Source organism: Spiroplasma endosymbiont of Andrena trimmerana (assembly GCF_964019575.1).
GTDB lineage: Bacteria > Bacillota_I > Bacilli_A > Mycoplasmatales > VBWQ01 > Spiroplasma_E.
On the sequence record NZ_OZ026455.1, the window covers coordinates 422,236 to 442,411 of the forward strand.

Here is a 20,176-nt window from a genome sequence, read left to right on the forward strand (position 1 = left end):
AAAAATGAACAATATCTGTTCAAAATTGAAGTTAAATTATTGTTCATTTTCTAATAAAATTTAGTTTATAAATTAAAGTTATATAAATTTCTATTCTATAAAATTAATGTAAAGAAATATCTAGATTTTTAGAATTTTCTTTTAATAAAGATTCAGTTTTTGTTACTTCTTCTGTTGATTTCAATAATTTGTCACTTCAACTTTTAGATGAGCTGGGTACTGCTGATGAAGTTGAAGGTTGCGGATCATTATTTGAAACATTATTTTTTGATAATTTTTCTAGTTCTTTTTTAATATCTTTTAATTCTCGTTTTTTTTCTTCTATTTTTCTTGTTGTTTTACCATGATTATTATAACAACCACAGCTCATAAGTAATCAAAATTTATTTCAAAAATCTTTTAATTTTTCAGCTTCTAATTTCCTAATTTCCGCTTCTAAAGATTTTTCTTTTCCTTTGATAATATCCTAATGTAAGTTTTTGTTTACTACCTCTATAAAGTTTAGTAAATGGTTTATATATACGTTTAAACCATGGTTTTGCATTTTGCTGAACAGAAGTAGCGTTTTCTTCTGGTGAAATTACTATTGATTCTTCTAATGAATTATTTTTTATTTGTTTTAAGACATCTTTTTTTGTTGTAATTTCTTTGACAATTTTTATAGAAGATTTTTCAAGCCTACATATTATCAAAAGTAAACTTAAAATTTTAAAATTAATATTTGCATCATCTATAACCACTATATTTAGTTTATGCTGTAATTCATATATTTCACAAATTTTCTTATTTTTTTGATCTCCAATTCTGCTATTTTAACTTCATTTTCTGTTTTTTTATTTGAATATAATTTATGATTTGCTTTTATTAATTGTTCTTTATTTTCTAAAATAATTTGTTCATGTTTAAATTCTTCAAATTCTAATAATGTTATTTCTTTCTCTTTTCTTTTTAAACTAGCAGATAAATTAGCAATTTTTAATCTTACTTCTAATATTTCATTTTCTTTTTCTTTAATCAAAAGATTCACATTATTATCATTAACAACAATCGTTTCTTTTAATTTGACTATTTCTTCCTCCATTTCTTTCTCATTTTTTTTAAGTTCTTCTAATTGATTTATTATTTCTTGTTTATTTTCTTTTAATTTTGTTATATTTTCTTGTATTTGTTGTTGTTGCTTTTCTTCTACTTCAACTTTATTTTCAATTTCTTTTCTTAAATTTTCTAATTTTATTAAATCTTTTTCTTTAAACTTTACCTCTTTTTCTTCATATTTAATATTTTTTTCTTTTTTTTCCTTTAATTTATTTTTAATTGCTGAGTTATACTTGTAAGTGCAAGTAAATAAAATTGCAAAAAATTCTCATATAAAAATTTCATAATGCTAAATTTAGTTTAGAAAAAAGTAAGGAGTTTTTATATGAGTTATAAACATCTTGGCATAGATGAAAGAATTTATATTGAGAATCAATTGAAATTTAAATTTAAAATTAGTGAAATAGCTAAAAATCTTAATCGAAGTATTAGTACTATTATTCGAGAAATTAATAGAAATAAAGATAATAATCATTATTTTTCATTAATTGCACAAAATAAAGCTGAAAATCGAAAACAATCACATATTAGTTTTCATAAGTTTAAAAATAAGAATTTAGTAAAATATGTACAACAAAAATTACTATTAGGTTGATCACCTGAACAAATTTATGGCAGAATTAAAAATTTTCATAAAGAATGAGTTATTAGTTTTAAAACAATTTATACTTGAATTTATTTTGGAATGCTTGATAAAGTTACTAGTAAAAATTTAAGAAGAAAAGGTAAAAAACGAAAATCTAAAGAAAATCGTGGCAAGTTTAATGGTAAATCAATTAAAGAACGAGATATAAATGTTAATGATCGTATAACACTTGGTCATTGAGAAGGAGATACTATAGTATCATCACGAGGTAAAAGCAAATCATGTTTAATAACTTTAGTTGAAAGAGTATCACGATTTACTTTAGCAATATTAGTTAAAAACAGAACTACTAAAGTTATTAATAAAAATGTCAGTTATTATTTATCAATTCTTCCTAAAAACATTGTTAAAACTATTACTTTTGATCGTGGCAAAGAATTTTCAAATTGACAACAACTTGAAAAAAATTTAGATGTAAAAATTTATTTTGCCAATCCATATTCACCTTGACAAAGAGGTACTAATGAAAATACTAATGGTTTAATTAGAGAAAAATTTCCTAAAAAATTTATTTTTTCAAAAACTAATAAAAATGAAGTTCATAAATTTATATTGTCTTTAAATCAAAAACCGAGAAAAATACTAAATTATCTTTCACCAATCGAATATTTGGATAGAAAAATAATTTAGTTGCACTTACCTTTACAATTTAGCAATTTCATTTAAGGCTATCTTAAGTTTTTTAATTTCTTTACTTAAATCTTTTTTTTCATCATTAATATTTAATTTTAGTTTTTCTCATTTTTTTATTTCTTTTTTTTCATTTTTAATTTGCTTATCATTTTCTTCGATTTCTTTTTCAAAGGCTTTAATTACTTTTTTTATTTCTGAACTTTCTTTTTTACGTTTTTCTTGTTCAGTAACTGGCATCAAAATCTTCCTTTCAAAATAAAAAAATCGATTATTTTTTTAAAAAAAATAATGGATTGAAAACTATATTTAGTTTTTCGTATATATTATATATAAACTTTATTAAATATATATTATACTTGCTAGATAACACTTTTAAATTTTTATAAAATATTTAAGATTTATTAAAAAAGTTTATTTTTAAACACTAAAATCTTGTTGTATAAGAAACAGTATCAGTAACTAAACTATCTGAAAAATTATTATTAGACTCTCAAATTATACTGTCTACATCACTTGTATCATCATCATTACTTAATAAGGAAACAGTATCAACCTCATCATAATAACCATTAGTATCAAATATATTATTATCAGATATATTATTATCAATAATAACTTCAACAAAACGTTCAAATTTAATATTTTTACTTAACAGACAATTTTCTATTAAATTTATTATTTTAATTTTATCTTTTCTATTACTTTTTTTCACAATTAAATCGTATGCAGTTAATCCGCTTTTATCTTTTATTGTTAAGTCAATATTAGGTATTTGTAACAGTTCTTCTATTACTTCAAACCTAGAATAAAGAACTGCTTGATGCAAGGGAGTATATCCTAAATTATTTTGCATATTTACTTCACCACCTGCGTTTAATACTAATTTTAATAATTCAACATTAGATCTTAGTACACAATCATGAATTGGACTATCTCCTTCAGTATCCTTAGAATTAATTTGATCATAAGATAAAATAGAAAGCAATGTTTTTGCAATTTCTTTATAATTTTCAACTAAAATTTTAGTTCTACTGTCCTTTATACCCATATCATTATTTGATATAAATCTAAAATAAGATAATGGATTAACTCAAGGCATTCCCTCTTTAGGTAGACCGGTTGTATCAACACTAGCACCTACAATTGCACATTGTAAAGGAGTACCAATTTTTTCTGCTACATAATTTATTAATGATTGATCATTTAATTTTTGTATTAATAATTTTACAATATCTACATTTCCGAAAAGTATTACTATATGGAATATATTTCATCCTTTAACTGAATTAATATTTGAGTTAGGATCTAATGATTTTCATATTTCATTATTAGTAAACAATAAATTAACATTAGAATTATTAATTAAAAATTCAATAACTTCATTATCAAATTCACCATATTTGATAAAACGTTTGGCAGCATATTCGAAAGCACATTCAATAGGTGTTTTTCCTTTTTTATTTTTATTATTAATTAATTCTTTATTAATTGATAATAAATATTTTAAAATATCAATTTGACCATTATTTGCAGCAATATGAAAAAGATTACTCTCATTATCAATTATTTCTTCTAAACTAATATTATTAGTTAATAATTTTATACCTTTGATATTTCCTTCTTCAATTAATTTTTTTGCTAATGCAAAACTTAATTTACTTTTAAATAAAATTGAATTATTAACTTTAAATAATTTTACTAATTGTTCCTTTTCATCATTCATAATAAGAAAATTAGCACATTTATAACTAATATTAATATCATAATTATTTACTATTATATTTTCTAATTCTTCTAAAAACAATTCTATCTTTTTTAATTCTGCAGAATCTTTTAAACTATCTCCATCTTTTTCATATTCATAGTTAATTAATCTTTCTTTTATTATTTCAAGATTATCTTGTAATTTTAATTTTATCTCTTCTACAATTTTAAAATTTTCTAGTTCTTTAAAAGATTTATCAATAAGTTGATAAGTATTAATTTTTTCTTGAAATAATTTTTTTACATTTTTAATAAATATCTCTATATCTAAATTATTAATATTTTCTATAGATATCATCTTTCATTTTCTCCTTTTTATTCAAATCAAAAGTAAAATTTAATAAACATAAAAGAAACTAATATAGATAAAATATCCATATTAGTACTAAACATTTATTAAATTATGAATTAATAATATCATAAAGGTTTTCTAACTTTATATAATTTTAAAAAATATATAAAAAAACTAAATTTTACTATATAAAAAATAAAACCAAAAAAATCAAAATTACTATGTCATAAAAATAGAATTTACTATTAATAGCAAATTCTATTTTTATTTTTTTAACTTATATTATTTTTTAATTAGTTTATCATCACTAACAACAAATTCTACATCTTTTGTTGTTGAAGGAACTCATTCACCAACACTTGGATCAAAATAAAGTCCTCTTTTTGGTTCCATAAATCAAAATATAATCATATAATTATTTTTATAATTAATCTCATTAAGATCATCAAAAACCGATGTTGGATCCTTTCCTACTGCCACTTTTTTATAAATTGAATTACCATTAGCATCTTTAATAGTAATTTTTATATAATCACTGCCTCCATAACCAATATTAAATTTTTCATTATTACCACTGATGAAAAATGTTTTCTTAGTTTTATTTAAATTAATAATTGCTCGATATTGTGTTAAGTCCTGTCCCATTCCTTCTAATAATATACTATTTGCAAAATTTAATTTCACTGGAATTTGATATTTATTACCAACAAAATCTTCATTTCTATCTATAACTACAAAATTAGTATCAATACTTTTTTCATCAAGAAAATCAGGTTTTTGATAAGAAATATCTTCAACACTTTCAACTTCTAAATTATCTTCCATCATAATATTTTCTTTAACTTCATTTTTTAAAATTTCATCACCAATACTTTTTTCTAAAAAACTAATAACTTTTACTTCTTGCACTGGTTGATAACTTTGCAATTCATGTTCAACAATAGCATCATCATAATGACCATCAAAGATATTATTTCAAATCTCTTTTGTTAACTTTGGATATTTACTTACAATGTTTTCAGTATCTTCATCAGCTTTAATTCCTCATTTAGCAAAGAATGGAATTAGATTTCGATTAGCTATTTTTGAAGTCATTTGAATAAAAAATTGTTTTTTTAATTCATTATCAGTTGGTAATAACTTATTATCTAATAATCGACAAGATTGATTTAAAGTTGAATAAAATCATTTTCCAAAGGTCTGATCTAATTGTCAAAACATACCTAATTTAACAAAAAGTGATTGTTTATCAAAATTTTTATCAGCATTTGAATTTAAAATGAATTCTTTAATATCTTTATCAGCATGTCATTTAATTAAGTTATTTTGAAATCCAAATTCTCTTTCAACTCAAAGCGCACTAATATTTACTGTAACTTCAGTTAGATCATTTCATTTATAACGTGGATTTTGAAATGTGTGTCCTATCTCATGTCATATATATCAACCCTCATTAGGTTTCTTCTTAAATAATGCTTTTCCTGCACCAGTAGCTTGTTGAATAATAATATGATAGTGTGTTGCACTAGCATATCCTGCACCAGTATCAGGATTTGTAATATGTATTTTATTATTAACCTTTCGAGCAATACCATTATATTCTAAATTTAATCCACTAACTGTACTTGTTAATTCATAAACCTTATCTAAACGAGTAAATGTTTCATTAATATTATAGTTATTAGGATCTTCATCTATTCATAATTCTTTTGCAAGTTCCATTTGGAATGTTCCAAAAACATGTTCTCCAATAATTTCAACAAATGGTGATTCTATATTATCATATAACATTTGTTGAAATTCTTCATTTGTTGTTGTATCAACAACAAATGTTGGAACTTCTATTGGATCTTCAACAATAATTTTAGCAAATCGTGAATTAATGTTATTATTTAATGTTTCATTATATTTTTTATTTATTATTTTACTAGTAACAAATGTTGGATCTTCTACTTCTGATTCAGCAGTAATTAATACTTCGTAATCAGTACTTTCACTTTTATTATACAGATATAACATACCTTCTATTTCAGAAATAATAGTTTGATTTTCTTCATTAATAACATACTCTTTTGGTTTTAAACTTTGACCATCATTTAAATTTTTATAACTTCCTCATTGTCCAATAAAAATGCTAAGTAAAGATTCATCATTTTCTAATAATTTTATTGTTATTTTTGATCCTTTAACTACAAAAATTCCTGTTGGAGTAAATTTAGAATGATTAAGTACTCTTTGTTCCTTAGTAAGATTTTCTTCAACAATACCTTGTGCATTAGCAACAACCATTTTTTTCATATTTTTTCTCCTTTATTTGAGATAAATATTTAAAAATTACTATATCTAGTAAATTTCTTTACAAAAATAATTTTAATTATTGACTGATATTTTTTTGATAATTATTGTTTTATATACAAATAATCCAAATACTATCCCGATCAAATATATAAGTTTTATTTTTAATTAAAAAAACTAAAAACTCCTTACAAAAATAAGGAGTAATAATCTATAAATTTTTATAAAATAAAACTTATATATGTAATATAACATTGAAATAATAAAAATACCATAAAAAAATATTTATCAATAATTGTATTAAAAAATACAATTTTATTTAAAATTGTCAACATATAAAAAAGAGAAAACATAAAAATGCTTTACTCTTTCCAAAATTTTCTTGCTTTAATATTTTTAATTAAACAAAAGTAATTAATACCATTGGTGCATTATCACCAGTTCTATTATCTACTTTAATTAACTTTGTATATCCACCTTTACGGTCTTTATATCTTTCAGCAATATTGCCAAATAATGTTGGAATAACACCATCCTTTGGATGCTCTTTAGTTGTAATTTTACGCAATTTAGCAATTGCCATTCTTCTTGAATGCAAATCACCACGTTTAGCTAACGTTACTAAAGGTTCAATAAATGTTTGTAATCTTTTTGCTCTTTTTTCTAACAAAACTAATTTTCCATGAACAATTAATTCACTTGCTAAATTACGGATTTCAGCATCTACTTTAGCACTATTTCTTCCGATATCGTTAATATATGACATTTTTTCTTATCCTCCTTCTTAGTTTTTAATAGAAAACTCTAAATTATGTTTTGATACACAATCTTCAATTTCTTTAATTGATTTTGAACCTAAATGTTTAATTTGTTTAATTTCATCTAAACTTTTAGTTACAATATCACCCAAAGTTTTATAACCATCACGTTTTAAACAATTGTATGAACGAACAGTTAAATTCAATTCTTCTAAGGCTTTGTTTAAATCATTATTTTCTTGCTCATTAGTAATTGAAATAACTTCAAAGTTTTTAACATTATCATCTAAATTAACAAAAAACTCAATATGACTCATTAAAATTTTAGCTGCCATTGCAATAGCTGATGCTGCTTTAACTGAACCATTAGTTTGTACACGAAGAATTAATTTTTCATATTCAATACCCTTTAATGTTTTAGTTACAGGTTCAATTTTATAATCAACTTTTTCAACAGGTGAAAAGTTTGAATCAATAGCAATAATGCCTGAACTATTAGCAATTTCTTTTTTATTTTCCTCAAATGAAGAATAACCACGAGATTTCTTTACCATTAATTCCATTTCAAAAAGAACATTTCTTGAAGTTGTTCGAGCAATAATTAATTCTGGATTAACTACTCTAACATCAGTTGGACAAATAATATCTCCGGCAGTAATATCTTGTTCACCAGTAATACTAATTTTTAAATTAGCAATTTTTTCGTCCTTTTGAATATCACCAGCAAAAGCTAAAACTAAGTCCTTAACATTTAAAATTATTTCAGAAACATTTTCAATTACACCTTTAACTGCAGTAAATTCATGAGATACACCACTTATTCTAATTGCATATACAGAAATACCTGGTACTGAAGATAATAATGTTCTTCTTAAGGCATTAGCTAAAGTTGTTCCATAACCACGTTCTAATTGACTCACAATAAATTCACTGTAATTAATAGCACTATTTTCACTGTTTAAACTAAATTTTGGTTTTAAAAATTGTTGTTCCATGTTTTATTTTCACCTACTTTATTTTCTTGGTTTTTTTGGTGGACGACAACCATTATGAGGGATTGGTGTCACATCATTTAAATCTTTGATTTCAAAACCTACTGCTTGTAAACTACGAATTGATGGTTCTCTTCCTGGTCCTGTTCCATTAACAAAAACACTTAAAATTTTAACTCCGTGTTCCATAGCAGTTTTACCTGCAGCTTCAGCTGCTAACTGTGCTGAGTGAGGAGTTGATTTACGAGTTCCTTTGAAACCTACTGCTCCAGCACTTGATCAAGCAATAACATTACCATTAAGATCAGTAATAGTAACAATAGTATTATTAAAACTTGCTTTAATAAATGCTTTTGCTTTAATAAAATTAGGATTAACTTTAATTTTTTTCTTTACTGTTGTTTTTATATTCATTATTTTTTTCCTCCTAATTAACTTGCTTTTTTCTTGTTAGCAACCGTTTTACGTGGTCCCTTGCAAGTTCTTGCATTAGTTTTTGTTGATTGTCCTCTGGCTGGTAATCCTTTACGATGACGAATACCACGATAACATCCAATTTCCATTAATCTCTTAATGTTTAAAGACACTTCACGTCTTAGTTCACCTTCAGTTTTATATTTCTTTTCAATTAATTGACTAATTGAACTTAATTCTTTTTCTGTTAATTCATTAATTTTTTTAGTTTCTTCAATTTTTAGTTCTTTTAATATTTCTGAAGATTTGCTGCGACCAATTCCATAAATTCTTGTTAAACCAATTACTGTATGTTGATTTCCAGGAATATTTACTTGCGCAATTCTTCGACTTGCATTATTAGTATTTGATGTCATATTTATTTTTCCTCCTTAATATTTCTATCCTTGACGTTGCTTATGTTTAGGATTTTCACAAATGATTACATTACGTTTTTTACGTTTGATTGGTTGACATTTGTCACAAATTTTTTTAACTGATGCTTGTACTTTCATCATTTTCCTCCTGTTAAACTATTAGTTTTCTTTGTTTTCATCATCTTTATTTATCGGTAAATGTGTAGTAGCCATTCTGTTACGAAAAGTAATTCGTCCTTCAGTTAAATTATAAGTTGATAATTCAACTTTTACATGATCACCTTTGATAATTTTAATTTTATGTGTTTGCATACGACCAGATGGTCTTACAATAGGAGTAAAGTCATATTCATTCAACTTTACTTTAAATCTAGCATTAGGTAAGACTTCTATTACTATACCTTCACATTCAATAGTACTATCATTAGTTTTTTTTACTTTTTGAACTTTGGGTTTAACTACTTGTTTTGGTTTAGCCATTAATTACATTCCTCATTATTTTTTTGATTTTCATTAAGTATTGTTAGTACTTCACATCCATCATTAGTTACTAGGATAGTGTGTTCAAAGTGAGCAGTCTGCTGTTTATCAGCAGCAACTACTGTTCACTTATCACTTAAAACCAGAATTTTATCAGTTGTTGTTTGAACCATTGGTTCAATACAAATTGTCATTCCTGACTGCAATTTTATTCCAGTGTTGGGCTTACCAACATTAGGAATAGCTGGGTCTTCGTGGAGTTTTTTACCAATACCATGCCCAGTATATGATGTTGGTAAATAAAAGCCTTCGCTTTCTACATAAGTTTGAATGGCGTTACTAATATCACCAATTCTAACTCCTGGTGCAATAATTGCTATTGCTTTATTTAATGATTCTTTAGTCACATTAATAAGTTTTGCTTGTTCTGGTGTTGGTTTCCCACCAACACACATTGTAAAGGCAGCATCTGCATGATAACCATTAACAGCAGCACCAGCATCAATTTTCACAATATCATTCATTTTAAAAGGTTTATCATTAGGAATGCCATGAATTAATTGTTCATTAACTGAAACACAAATTGTGGCAGGAAACCCATGATAATTTAAAAAAGAAGGTACAGCATTATTTTCTTTAATAATTTGTGCTGCCACTTTATCAAGTATTTTACCCGTTATCCCAACTTTTATTATCTTTGCTAACTCTTTATGAATAAGTGCTACAACTTGACTAGCGGCTTTGATATTTTGAATTTCACTTTGACTTTTAATGCTAACCATTATTTTTATTTCCTTTTAATGATGATAAATATGATTTAATTTGTTTTTTAATATCACTATTATCTTGGTTGGCATCCACTGTTCTTAACAGTCCACGTTCTTGATAAGAATCTACCAATGGTGCCGTTGCTACTTTGTAAGTTTTTAAACGATTGATAATCTTTTCATCACTATCATCAATTCGCTTAATTAATTTTACCCCATCATTATCACAAATACCAGTAATCTTTGGTGGTAGGAAATTAAGATTATAAATTGCTTTACATTGAGGACAAGTAACTCTTGAAGACAAACGTTTAATAACTGTTTCTTCATTAATATCTAGATACAATACCATTGAAAGCGTTTCATTCAAACTTGTTAATACTTTGTCTAATGATGCTACTTGTGAGATTGTTCTTGGATAACCATCAAGAATAAAATTATGTTTAATATTTTTTAAAGTATTACTAATAATCTCATTTGTAATCTCATCAGGAACATATTGACCCTTATTAACATAAGTTTGAGCTTTTTTACCTACTGGTGATTGTTTTGTGATTTCATCACGAAACAAATCACCAGTTGATAAATGCATTAAATTATATTGTTCTTTCAGAAACTGTGACTGTGTCCCTTTCCCTGATCCTGGTGGACCTAAAATAATTAAATTCATCGTTACCCCCTAAGACCATAAGTGTTCTTTAACATCTTTGTTGTCCTTATAATTTAAGAATGAATGTTGAGTAATTCGTCCCTTAATTTGTTTTGTTGTATCTAATGCTACTCCAACCATAATTATTAATCCAGTTCCACCAACTGCTAATGAAGAAGGTAGATTAGTAAATTTAGAAATCAAAAATGGAGTTACTGCAACAGCAGTTAAGAAAAAGGAACCAATCGTACTTAAACGATTTAACATTCTTTTAATATAAATTTCTGTTTCCTTCCCTGGCTGAACGCCAGGAATATAAGTTCCTGATTTTTGAAAATTCTTAGCCATTTGTTCTGGATTAATTTGCACTTGTGCATATAAGAAAGTAAACATAATCGTCATTATAGCAAAAATACTAATTCCCGGCCACGACTGTAAAGATAAATAATTTCTAGCAAAATTAGCAAAACCACTATTTTGATCAACAATTTGTGCCACTGTCATTGGAGCAGTAATTAGTGCCGAAGAAAAAATAACAGGAATTACTCCGGCTGAGTTAACTTTTAAAGGTAAATAAGAACTTTTATCACCCTTTAAAGTTAAACCACTACCAGTTTGTTGAATTGGTAAGTGTCGCTCTGATTCACTAAAGAATACAACAACAAGAATAATCAGTAGGAAGGCTGCAAAATAAAGAGCAAATTTTAAAGCCCCTTGAAAAATAACACCGTTATTAGTATCTGGTCCTACTCAATACTTAAAAGTTGAAGCTAAGTTAAATGGTAAATTAGCAGCAATTCCACCAAAAATAATTAGTGAAATTCCATTACCAATACCACGATTAGTAATCTGATCAGCCATTCATAATGATAACATTGTCCCTGCTAGTAAAATAGCTGGAATTAATACATAATAGAAAACTTCTGGTCCGGCTGCTCCCGATCCCGAACTTCAATCAACACTAATAATATGTTGAGATTGTAAGCCAAAGATAGTGGCAAAACCTTGCATAATAGCAAAGGGAACAGTTAATACTCGATTCATTAACTCTAATTTTTTCTTACCTTTTTCGCCTGATTTAGCCCATCTTGTTAAAGTAGGAACAACATCAGTTGATAATAACTGCACAATAATTGATGCAGTAATGTAAGGTGAGACTCCAAGTGCAAAAACAGAAAATCTGCTAATAGCACCACCACCTAACATTGAAATTAAATTAAAGAATTCAATACCACTACTATTACTGCTACTTAAATCTTCATTCAAAGTTACTCCTGGAACTGTAATAAATGCTCCAACACGAAAGATAAATAAAATAAAAATGGTAAATAAAATTCTAATTATAACTTCTTTATACTTTTTTATTAATTCACGGGTTGTTGTGAACACTTAGATCACCTGCGCTTTTCCTCCGGCTTGTTCAATAGCAGTAATTACTGATTTTGAAAATTTATGAGCTTTAATTGTTTTTGGTGTTGTTAATTTACCTTTACCAAGAACTTTAATACCATCTTTTTTACTTCTAATCAATTTTAATTGAAATAAAAGTTCAGGTGTTATTTCATGCTCTTTAATTAAATCAATTTGTTCTAAGTTAATAATACTATAATTGGTTGTAGTAAAGTTAGTAAACCCTCGTTTTGAAATACGACGGTACAGTGGTGTTTGTCCTCCTTCAAATCCGGGTCTTGTTCCACCACCGGTACGGGCATTTTGTCCTTTTGTCCCTTTACCAGCCGTTTTACCTTTTCCAGATGAAGTTCCTCTACCTAAACGTTTAATGTCTTTACGAGAACCTGGTGTTGGTTTTAAGTTATGTAATGTTGTTTCCATAATCCACCTCTAACCATTACTACGCTTAGTAGTAAGATTTTTATTTTTTATAAAATATTCTGCTGGTTTAACATTGCCAAGACCTGCAATTGTTGCTCTAGCTAAATTAATTTTATTTCTAGATCTAAATGCTTTTGAATAAATATTATGAATACCAGCTAATTCTAAAATATCACGAGCAGATCCACCAGCTTTAATTCCGATTCCTTCTTTAGCTGGTTTTAATAAAATTTCACTTCCACAATATTTACCTTTAACTTCATGAACAATAGAATTATTGTTTTTAGTTATCGTAATTGTTGTTAAATTTTTGTGAGCAGCTTCAATTGCCTTTTTAATTGCATCAGGAACTTCATTGGCTTTAGATATACCAAAACCAACTACTCCTTTACCATTACCAATAGCAACAGCAGCAGAGAAACGCAATCTTCTTCCCCCAGTTGTTACTTTGTTAATTTTTCTGATTCAAATCACTTTTTCAATAAATTCACTTGGAGTTTTTGGTTTACGTTCAAAATTTTTACGTGGTTCACGAACTTTATTTTCTTTTTTATCGTGGCTATTTCTTGGTTGTGATGAATTAGTATGTCTAATTTTATTTTCATTACCAACAGGATTTTTTACTTCTGCTTTAACAGAAGGTTTTGCTACTGATTTTTGAACTTCAGTATTTTCTTTATCATCAATAATTGTTTTTTTATTTTCTAAACTCATACTTTTAATTCTCCTTTTTTAGAATTCTAATCCAGCACTACGCGCCGCTTCTGCGAATGCTTTCACTTTACCATGATATAAATATCCACCACGATCAAAAACCACTTTTTTAATTTTTTTCTTAATAGCTAAATTAGCAATTGTTTCTCCAAGTTTAGTAGCAGCATCTATATTGCTTTTTGATGCTAAATCTTTAAATGTTAATGTTGATACACCAATAATTGTATTTGAAGCAGTATCGTCAATAATTTGAGCATAAAAACTATTATTAGATTTAAAGATATTTAAGCGTGGTCTTTCACTAGTACCCATAATTTTACTACGAATACGATAATGACGAACTTTACGAGCTTGTTGTTTATTAATCATTTTCTATTCTCCTTAAGTGCCAGTATAAGATTATTTACCTTTACCAGCAGCTTTTCCTTCCTTACGACGAATGTGTTCATTTTTATATTTAATTCCTTTACCTTTATATGGTTCTGGTTTACGGAATTTACGAATTTTGGCTGCAACTTCTCCAATTAATTGTTTATCAATACCACTAATTTGTAATACTGTTGGTTTAGGAGCAACAATGGTAATTCCTTGCGGAATTTCAAACTTAATAGGATGAGAATATCCTAATGTTAAATTTAAGATATTAGCTTGAACAGCAGCACGATATCCAACACCATTTATTTCTAATTCTTTCATGAAACCTGTTGATACACCAACTAACATTCCATTAATTAATGAATTAGTTGTTCCGTGAAGTTGTTTATTTTTTTTGTTATCATCAGGTCTTGTTGTAGTAATTGTTTTTTTTTCTTCATCAACGTTAATTTTAATAACATTTGGTAATAGTTTTTTTAAAGAACCTTTTGCTCCTGTAACAGTTAACAAGTTACTTGCATCTAGCGTTATTGAAGTATTTACTGGAATGGTAAGGATACGGTTACCAATACGTGACATATAGTTTCCTCCTTATCATACATAAGCAAGAACTTCGCCACCAAGACCAAGTTTTTTTGCTTGTTTATTTGTCATAATACCTTTTGATGTAGAAATGATTGCAATTCCATAACCATTTAACACACTTGGTAAGTCTTCACATTTTGCATACATTCTTAATCCTGGTTTAGATATTCTTTTTAAACCAAGAATTGGACTTTTACCAGTATGAACTAATAAAAGTTCTAATTTAGGTTTGCTAGGATTTTCTTTAGTAACACGATATTTTTCAATATAACCATTTTTTTGCAAGATATCAGCTATCTTAACTAGTTGTTTTGAAGAAGGTACACTAACTACTCGATGTTTACTGCTATCCGCAGCGCTAATAGCATTACGAATAACTGTTAAAATATTACTTATTGGATCTGTCATCATAATTATATACCTCCTATCATGATGCTTTTCTAATACCAGGAATTTGTCCTTGGTATACTAAACCGCGAAAACAAATACGGCATAACATAAATTTACGAATAACCGCATGAGGACGGCCACACTTTTGACAGCGTGTATATGCTTGCGTACTAAACTTTGATTTACGGGCTTGTCTTACTTTTAATGAAGTTTTTGCCATCTTATGCCACCTGCTTTCCTTGTTTTTTAAACGGTAATCCTATTTTTTTTAATAACAATAATGCTGTTGCATTATTTGATGTTGTGGTAATAATTGAGATTTCCATACCACGAACTTTATCTACTTCTTCATAATTAATTTCAGGGAAAATAATTTGTTCTTTAATACCAACAGTGTAATTACCATTTTGATCAAATGCTTTAGCTGATAAACCTTGAAAATCACGAATTCTTGGTAAAGAAATTGAGATAAATTTATCAAGGAAATCATACATTTTTTCGCCACGTAATGTAACTTTACAACCAATTGGCATTCCTGCTCTTAATTTAAAGCCGGCAATTGACTTTTTTGCTTTAGTGATAATTGGTTTTTGACCAGTAATTTTTGATAATTCAGATACTGATTTATCAATGGCTTTTGGATTACTACTTGCATCTCCAACGCCAATATTAATAACAACTTTTTCAATTTTGGGTACTTGCATTATTGATGTAAAATTTAATTCTTTTTGCAATTGGGGAATAATAGTTTTATTATATTTTTCTTGTAAACGATTCATTTTTATACTGTTACTCCTTTATTATCGTAATTCTGTTTCAGATCTTCGTGCAATACGAATTTTTTTGCCATCTTTATCAATTTTGTACCCAATTTTTGTTACTTTTTTATCTTTTTTACCATCAAGGATCATTACATTAGAAATGTGAACACTAGTTTTTACTTCCACAATTCCACCTTCTTGATCATTTTGGGTAGGTTTTTTATTTTTCTTAGCAGTAATACCTTCAATAATAACACGATTTTTTTCACGAAGTACTTGGATAATTGGTCCGGTATGACCTTTATGCTTTCCTGCAATGATTTTAATTTGGTCGCCTCTTTTTAATTTAGTATCAAGACTAATAACTGGTTTCTTTTTGCTTGCCATTTATTTCATCCTCCTAAACAATTTCTTCTGCTAAAGAAGCAATTTTATTATAACCACGCTCTTTAACTTCACGAGCCAAGACACCAAATACTCTAGTACCACGTGGCGTTTTATCTTCTTTAATAATTACTACTGCATTATCATCAAATTTTACACAAGAACCATCATTACGTTTTACACCAAATTTACTACGTACGACAACTGCTTTAACAACTTGTCCTTTTTTCATTGCACTATTAGGTGTTACTGATTTTGCTGAACAAACAACAATATCACCGATTTTAGCAAATTTTTTAGTACTACCACCCAAAACTCTAATAACCATAACTTCTTTAATACCAGTGTTGTCAGCCACATTGGCTCACGATAGATTTTGTAACATCTTTCTTATCCTCCTGGTTAATTAAGCTTTTTTATTTGTTTTAGATTCAATAATCTTTAACAAACGGAAGCGTTTTAGAGCTGAAAGTGGACGAGTTGAAATGATTTCAACCTTGTCACCAATTTTAGCTTGGTTAGTTTCATCATGGGCATGATACTTTTTAGTTGACTTAAAACTTTTATGGTACATTGGATGTCGTTTTGAAGTTTCAACAACAACAGTAATTGTTTTATCATTTTTGTCAGAACTTACAATTCCAACAAAAGTTTTACGTTGTTTGCTTGGAATAATATTTGTCATTATTCTTTGTCCTCCTTAGCTGGTGTCACAGTTTTCTTAACTGTAGGTTTTTTAGATGGTTTTTCTACTTTAGTAGTAGTAACTTTTTTAACTTCTTTGTTTGATGATTTTGCTTTAGTTGTTTTTTCAGTAACTTCTTTTTTAGCAATTTTATCTGATTCTTTAATAACTTCTGATTTAGTTATTGTTTTAACTTTAATATCTTTTTTATCATCAACTTTAGCAACTTTTTTAGTTTTTTTGCTTTCTTTATTTTCTTCTGGTAATACCATTTTATTAATATGTAATGGTTTGATTTTTTCACCATTATTAATTCTGATAGTTAATTCAGTTTTAATACGAGCAATATCCTTACGAAGAATATTTATCATATGCGGAGTTTCTAGTTTACCTAACGAACTTTGAATTCGTAAAGCAAACAATTGCGCACGAAGAGTTTCTTCATGTTGTTGTAATTCTAAAGTTGATTTATTTTTAATTACTTGCATTTCCATTTGCTTCACCCAATTCTGTTGTTAAATTTTTAGCAACCTTTACTTCTTCTGTTGGTTTTATTTCTCTAGTAACAATTTTACATTTGATTGGCAACTTGTGCATTGCAAGACGCAATGCTTCACGTGCTGTTGCTTCATTAGGATATGATACTTCAAACATAACTGTTTTTGCTTTTACTACTGAAACTCAATGATCAATTGAACCTTTTCCTGATCCCATACGTACTTCCGCTGGTTTTCTAGTAATTGATAAATGTGGAAAGATTCTAATTCAAACTTTTCCACCACGTTTCATGTAACGTGTCATTGCTACTCTGGCTGCTTCAATTTGTCTTTCAGTAATGTAAGAACCTTCTTCAGCACGAAGTCCGTAAGTTCCAAAAGCAACTGTTTTACAACCTTTTGCAGTTCCTTCATAACTTAAACGGTGGACGCAAGAGTGTTTATATCTCTTAGGTATAGCCATCTTACTTTACCTCCTTACGTGGTTGTTGTGAGTAATTATTTCGGCGATTGTTATTATTTCTTTGATTATATTTTGAAATAATTTCAGGTTGAGTTGAGTCAGTTCCTGATAAAATTTCACCTTTATATACTCAAACTTTAATACCAATTTGACCAAAAGTTGTTTTTGCCTCAGCAGTAGCATAATCAATATTACTACGTAATGTTGCTAAAGGAACACTACTTTCTGAATAACCTTCAACACGTGCCATATCCGCTTCACCAAGTCTTCCTGAAACACGAGTTTTAATTCCCTTTGCTCCAGCACGAAGTGCTTTACGAATTGCTAATTTTTGTGTTGTACGATGTGACATACGATTGCTTATTTGTTGTGCTAATGTATTAGCAATTGTTTGCGCATCAATATCAGGATTTTTAATTTCAACAACATTAATTCTAATACCTATTTTACGATTTTTAATTGTTTTACGAACTAGTGTTGTTAATACTTCAATGTTTGAACCGCCTTGCCCTAAAACTGAACCAACACGAACACAGTGGATAAATAAGGTAATTTGTGATTTAGTTCTTTCAATTTCAATTTTAGAAACACCAGAAGTTTTTAAATGTGCAAATAGTGCTTTTCTAATTTTGTGGTCTTCTAAAATTCATTTTGCTAAATCTTCGTTACTAGTTGTATATCAACGTGATTGTCAATCTTTATTGATACCATATCTTAATCCATTTGGACTAACTTTGTGACCCATATTACTTATTTACCTCCTAATTATCGCTAACCACGATAGTGATTTTGCTTGTTCTTTTTAAGATTTGATATGCTCTACCATGAGCACGGGGCATAAATCTTTTCATAGTTGGACCTTCATTTACAAATATTTCCTTAATACGTAATTTGTTGGCTTCCATTCCATAGTTATTAGCAGCATTAACAACTGCTGAATTAATTAATTTTATAATTGGCTGTGCTGCGCGTTTTTTTTCATGAGCTAGAATTACTAGAGCTTTGGCAACAGCATTATCACGAACTAAATCGGCTACTAAACGCACTTTTCTTGGACTAATGCGTAATTTATCTAAATGAGCTTTTGCTTCCATAATTTCTATCTCCTAACGCTTTTTCTTGTCAGAACCGTGACCACCAAACTTACGTGTGGGTGCGAATTCTCCTAATTTATGACCAACCATATCTTCTGTTACATATACAGGTAAATGTGTTTTGCCATTATGTACACCGAATGTATGTCCAACAAATTGTGGGAAAATTGTTGAACGACGAGATCAAGTTTGAATAATTTTTTTTGATTTATTTTTATTTTGAGTTTCCACTTTGTTTAATAAATGACTATCAGCAAAGGGTCCTTTTTTTAAAGATCTTGACATATATTACTTTCCTCCTACTTTGTTGCATTTCTTCTTCGTACAATTAATTTATTTGATGCTTTTTTACTATCACGAGTTTTTAAACCTAATGCTTTTTTACCTCATGGTGTTACTGGAGCTTTTCTTCCGATTGGAGCTTTACCTTCTCCTCCACCATGTGGGTGATCATTTGGATTCATAACACTACCACGAACAGTAGGTCTAATTCCTTTTCAACGATTTCTTCCCGCTTTACCAATGTTTACTAAGTTATGATCATCATTTCCAACTGTACCAATTGTAGCTCGACAATTACTTAATACTTTTCTAACTTCACCTGATGTTAATTTTAATAATGTATACTTAGCTGTTTCATCACGACCAAGAATTTGAACACTACCACCAGCACTTCGTGCCATTTGTCCACCTTTACCTGGTTTTAATTCAACATTATGAACAACTGTTCCTTGTGGAATCTGTGATAATGGTAAACAGTTACCAACAGTAATATCAATTTTAACAGTATCACTGTTTTCACCGTTTTCACCACTTAATAACTTATCTCCTACTTTGATTCCTTTTGGTGCTAAGATATAACGCTTTTCACCATCAAGATAAGAAATAAGACAAATGTTAGCATTACGATTTGGATCGTATTCAATTGTTTTAACTGTTCCAACTACATTGTCTTTGTTACGTTTAAAATCAATAATACGGTATTTAACCTTATGACCATTACCTTGATGTCTTACTGTAATTTTACCTTGATTATTTCTACCAGCTTGTTTAACTAAATTTACTAATAAAGATTTTTCAGGGCTATTACCAATAGTTAAGTTCTGTTTGTAATCCAGAACGGTCATATTACGTCTTCCTGCAGTAGTGGGATTAATTTTTCTAATTGCCATTGTTTTTTTCTCCTTCCAATCT

General features: G+C 27.7%; 32 protein-coding genes. 1 reads left to right on the top strand and 31 read right to left on the bottom strand.

What is annotated here, in order from left to right; all coding sequences use genetic code 4:
• Window positions 1-103: 103 nt before the first annotated feature.
• From AACL03_RS02505 to AACL03_RS02515, 3 genes are read right to left on the bottom strand one after another with little or no spacing between them, the layout of a single operon-like run.
• Window positions 104-370, bottom strand: coding sequence for a hypothetical protein (locus AACL03_RS02505; protein WP_339039101.1), 267 nt, complete (start codon window positions 368-370; stop codon window positions 104-106).
• A gap of 52 nt (window positions 371-422) precedes the next feature.
• A complete protein-coding gene (locus AACL03_RS02510; RefSeq protein WP_339039103.1) occupies window positions 423-740 on the bottom strand; it encodes a hypothetical protein in 318 nt (105 codons plus the stop codon).
• A 5-nt stretch (window positions 741-745) separates the two neighbouring features.
• Window positions 746-1,081, bottom strand: a complete 336-nt coding sequence (locus AACL03_RS02515; protein WP_339039106.1) for a hypothetical protein — start codon at window positions 1,079-1,081, stop codon at window positions 746-748.
• A 339-nt stretch (window positions 1,082-1,420) separates the two neighbouring features.
• On the opposite strand from AACL03_RS02515, the gene AACL03_RS02520 reads away from it, so the two are divergent.
• A complete protein-coding gene (locus AACL03_RS02520) occupies window positions 1,421-2,371 on the top strand; it encodes an IS30 family transposase (protein WP_339038665.1) in 951 nt (316 codons plus the stop codon).
• Window positions 2,372-2,383: 12 nt separating this feature from the next.
• Here the strand turns inward: AACL03_RS02520 and AACL03_RS02525 are convergent, their stop codons facing one another.
• The 28 genes from AACL03_RS02525 to rplB all read right to left on the bottom strand — a co-directional run bounded on the left by AACL03_RS02525 (window position 2,384) and on the right by rplB (window position 20,154).
• Complete coding sequence (locus tag AACL03_RS02525; protein ID WP_339039109.1) at window positions 2,384-2,611, bottom strand: hypothetical protein; 228 nt, start codon at window positions 2,609-2,611, stop codon at window positions 2,384-2,386.
• Between the two features lie 187 nt (window positions 2,612-2,798).
• Window positions 2,799-4,436 carry an ankyrin repeat domain-containing protein gene (locus AACL03_RS02530; protein WP_339039110.1) on the bottom strand — a complete coding sequence of 546 codons (1,638 nt, stop codon included), beginning with the start codon at window positions 4,434-4,436 and terminating at the stop codon, window positions 2,799-2,801.
• Window positions 4,437-4,712: 276 nt separating this feature from the next.
• Window positions 4,713-6,728, bottom strand: coding sequence for a M60 family metallopeptidase (locus AACL03_RS02535; protein ID WP_339039112.1), 2,016 nt, complete (start codon window positions 6,726-6,728; stop codon window positions 4,713-4,715).
• Window positions 6,729-7,125: 397 nt separating this feature from the next.
• Window positions 7,126-7,491, bottom strand: coding sequence for a 50S ribosomal protein L17 (rplQ, locus tag AACL03_RS02540; RefSeq protein WP_252319218.1), 366 nt, complete (start codon window positions 7,489-7,491; stop codon window positions 7,126-7,128).
• 18 nt (window positions 7,492-7,509) lie between these two features.
• The gene (locus tag AACL03_RS02545) at window positions 7,510-8,478 is read right to left on the bottom strand and encodes a DNA-directed RNA polymerase subunit alpha (RefSeq protein ID WP_339039114.1); all 969 of its coding nucleotides are present in this window, start codon (window positions 8,476-8,478) and stop codon (window positions 7,510-7,512) included.
• An 18-nt stretch (window positions 8,479-8,496) separates the two neighbouring features.
• The gene (gene rpsK, locus AACL03_RS02550; RefSeq protein ID WP_252319229.1) at window positions 8,497-8,889 is read right to left on the bottom strand and encodes a 30S ribosomal protein S11; all 393 of its coding nucleotides are present in this window, start codon (window positions 8,887-8,889) and stop codon (window positions 8,497-8,499) included.
• Between the two features lie 17 nt (window positions 8,890-8,906).
• The gene (gene rpsM / locus AACL03_RS02555; protein ID WP_174480910.1) at window positions 8,907-9,305 is read right to left on the bottom strand and encodes a 30S ribosomal protein S13; all 399 of its coding nucleotides are present in this window, start codon (window positions 9,303-9,305) and stop codon (window positions 8,907-8,909) included.
• Between the two features lie 24 nt (window positions 9,306-9,329).
• A complete protein-coding gene (gene rpmJ, locus AACL03_RS02560; protein WP_174480911.1) occupies window positions 9,330-9,443 on the bottom strand; it encodes a 50S ribosomal protein L36 in 114 nt (37 codons plus the stop codon).
• 21 nt (window positions 9,444-9,464) lie between these two features.
• Window positions 9,465-9,785, bottom strand: coding sequence for a translation initiation factor IF-1 (infA, locus tag AACL03_RS09980; RefSeq protein WP_348774424.1), 321 nt, complete (start codon window positions 9,783-9,785; stop codon window positions 9,465-9,467).
• A complete protein-coding gene (map, locus tag AACL03_RS02570; RefSeq protein ID WP_338958159.1) occupies window positions 9,785-10,567 on the bottom strand; it encodes a type I methionyl aminopeptidase in 783 nt (260 codons plus the stop codon). The genes infA and map overlap by 1 nt, the downstream gene beginning before the upstream one ends.
• Window positions 10,560-11,222, bottom strand: a complete 663-nt coding sequence (locus tag AACL03_RS02575; protein WP_339039119.1) for an adenylate kinase — start codon at window positions 11,220-11,222, stop codon at window positions 10,560-10,562. Before AACL03_RS02575 ends, map begins: the two co-directional genes overlap by 8 nt.
• A gap of 9 nt (window positions 11,223-11,231) precedes the next feature.
• Window positions 11,232-12,590 carry a preprotein translocase subunit SecY gene (secY, locus tag AACL03_RS02580; protein WP_338958165.1) on the bottom strand — a complete coding sequence of 453 codons (1,359 nt, stop codon included), beginning with the start codon at window positions 12,588-12,590 and terminating at the stop codon, window positions 11,232-11,234.
• Entirely contained in the window at window positions 12,591-13,034 is a 444-nt protein-coding gene (gene rplO / locus AACL03_RS02585; RefSeq protein WP_339039121.1) for a 50S ribosomal protein L15, read from the bottom strand. It lies immediately after the preceding gene.
• Between the two features lie 9 nt (window positions 13,035-13,043).
• Entirely contained in the window at window positions 13,044-13,748 is a 705-nt protein-coding gene (rpsE, locus tag AACL03_RS02590) for a 30S ribosomal protein S5 (protein ID WP_339039124.1), read from the bottom strand.
• 18 nt (window positions 13,749-13,766) lie between these two features.
• Window positions 13,767-14,117, bottom strand: a complete 351-nt coding sequence (gene rplR, locus AACL03_RS02595) for a 50S ribosomal protein L18 (protein ID WP_174480918.1) — start codon at window positions 14,115-14,117, stop codon at window positions 13,767-13,769.
• 30 nt (window positions 14,118-14,147) lie between these two features.
• A complete protein-coding gene (gene rplF / locus AACL03_RS02600; RefSeq protein WP_252319239.1) occupies window positions 14,148-14,702 on the bottom strand; it encodes a 50S ribosomal protein L6 in 555 nt (184 codons plus the stop codon).
• A gap of 12 nt (window positions 14,703-14,714) precedes the next feature.
• A complete protein-coding gene (rpsH, locus tag AACL03_RS02605) occupies window positions 14,715-15,119 on the bottom strand; it encodes a 30S ribosomal protein S8 (protein ID WP_174480920.1) in 405 nt (134 codons plus the stop codon).
• A 13-nt stretch (window positions 15,120-15,132) separates the two neighbouring features.
• A complete protein-coding gene (locus AACL03_RS02610; protein ID WP_174480921.1) occupies window positions 15,133-15,318 on the bottom strand; it encodes a type Z 30S ribosomal protein S14 in 186 nt (61 codons plus the stop codon).
• 1 nt (window position 15,319) lies between these two features.
• Complete coding sequence (gene rplE, locus AACL03_RS02615; protein WP_338958174.1) at window positions 15,320-15,877, bottom strand: 50S ribosomal protein L5; 558 nt, start codon at window positions 15,875-15,877, stop codon at window positions 15,320-15,322.
• Window positions 15,878-15,898: 21 nt separating this feature from the next.
• On the bottom strand, window positions 15,899-16,246 hold the full coding sequence (rplX, locus tag AACL03_RS02620; RefSeq protein ID WP_252319242.1) for a 50S ribosomal protein L24: 348 nt from the start codon (window positions 16,244-16,246) through the stop codon (window positions 15,899-15,901).
• Between the two features lie 13 nt (window positions 16,247-16,259).
• Window positions 16,260-16,628 (bottom strand): 50S ribosomal protein L14, encoded by a 369-nt coding sequence (rplN, locus tag AACL03_RS02625; RefSeq protein ID WP_174480924.1) that lies wholly within the window; start codon window positions 16,626-16,628, stop codon window positions 16,260-16,262.
• Between the two features lie 21 nt (window positions 16,629-16,649).
• On the bottom strand, window positions 16,650-16,928 hold the full coding sequence (rpsQ, locus tag AACL03_RS02630; protein WP_174480925.1) for a 30S ribosomal protein S17: 279 nt from the start codon (window positions 16,926-16,928) through the stop codon (window positions 16,650-16,652).
• Window positions 16,928-17,422 carry a 50S ribosomal protein L29 gene (rpmC, locus tag AACL03_RS02635; protein ID WP_339039129.1) on the bottom strand — a complete coding sequence of 165 codons (495 nt, stop codon included), beginning with the start codon at window positions 17,420-17,422 and terminating at the stop codon, window positions 16,928-16,930. Before rpmC ends, rpsQ begins: the two co-directional genes overlap by 1 nt.
• A complete protein-coding gene (rplP, locus tag AACL03_RS02640; RefSeq protein ID WP_339039131.1) occupies window positions 17,403-17,888 on the bottom strand; it encodes a 50S ribosomal protein L16 in 486 nt (161 codons plus the stop codon). Before rplP ends, rpmC begins: the two co-directional genes overlap by 20 nt.
• 1 nt (window position 17,889) lies before the next feature.
• Window positions 17,890-18,633: a 30S ribosomal protein S3 gene (gene rpsC, locus AACL03_RS02645; protein ID WP_338958185.1), complete on the bottom strand. Its 744-nt coding sequence runs from the start codon at window positions 18,631-18,633 to the stop codon at window positions 17,890-17,892.
• A gap of 16 nt (window positions 18,634-18,649) precedes the next feature.
• On the bottom strand, window positions 18,650-18,982 hold the full coding sequence (gene rplV, locus AACL03_RS02650; RefSeq protein WP_339039133.1) for a 50S ribosomal protein L22: 333 nt from the start codon (window positions 18,980-18,982) through the stop codon (window positions 18,650-18,652).
• Window positions 18,983-18,994: 12 nt separating this feature from the next.
• Window positions 18,995-19,267: a 30S ribosomal protein S19 gene (rpsS, locus tag AACL03_RS02655; protein WP_174480930.1), complete on the bottom strand. Its 273-nt coding sequence runs from the start codon at window positions 19,265-19,267 to the stop codon at window positions 18,995-18,997.
• Between the two features lie 14 nt (window positions 19,268-19,281).
• Complete coding sequence (gene rplB, locus AACL03_RS02660) at window positions 19,282-20,154, bottom strand: 50S ribosomal protein L2 (protein WP_339039135.1); 873 nt, start codon at window positions 20,152-20,154, stop codon at window positions 19,282-19,284.
• Window positions 20,155-20,176 lie beyond the last annotated feature (22 nt).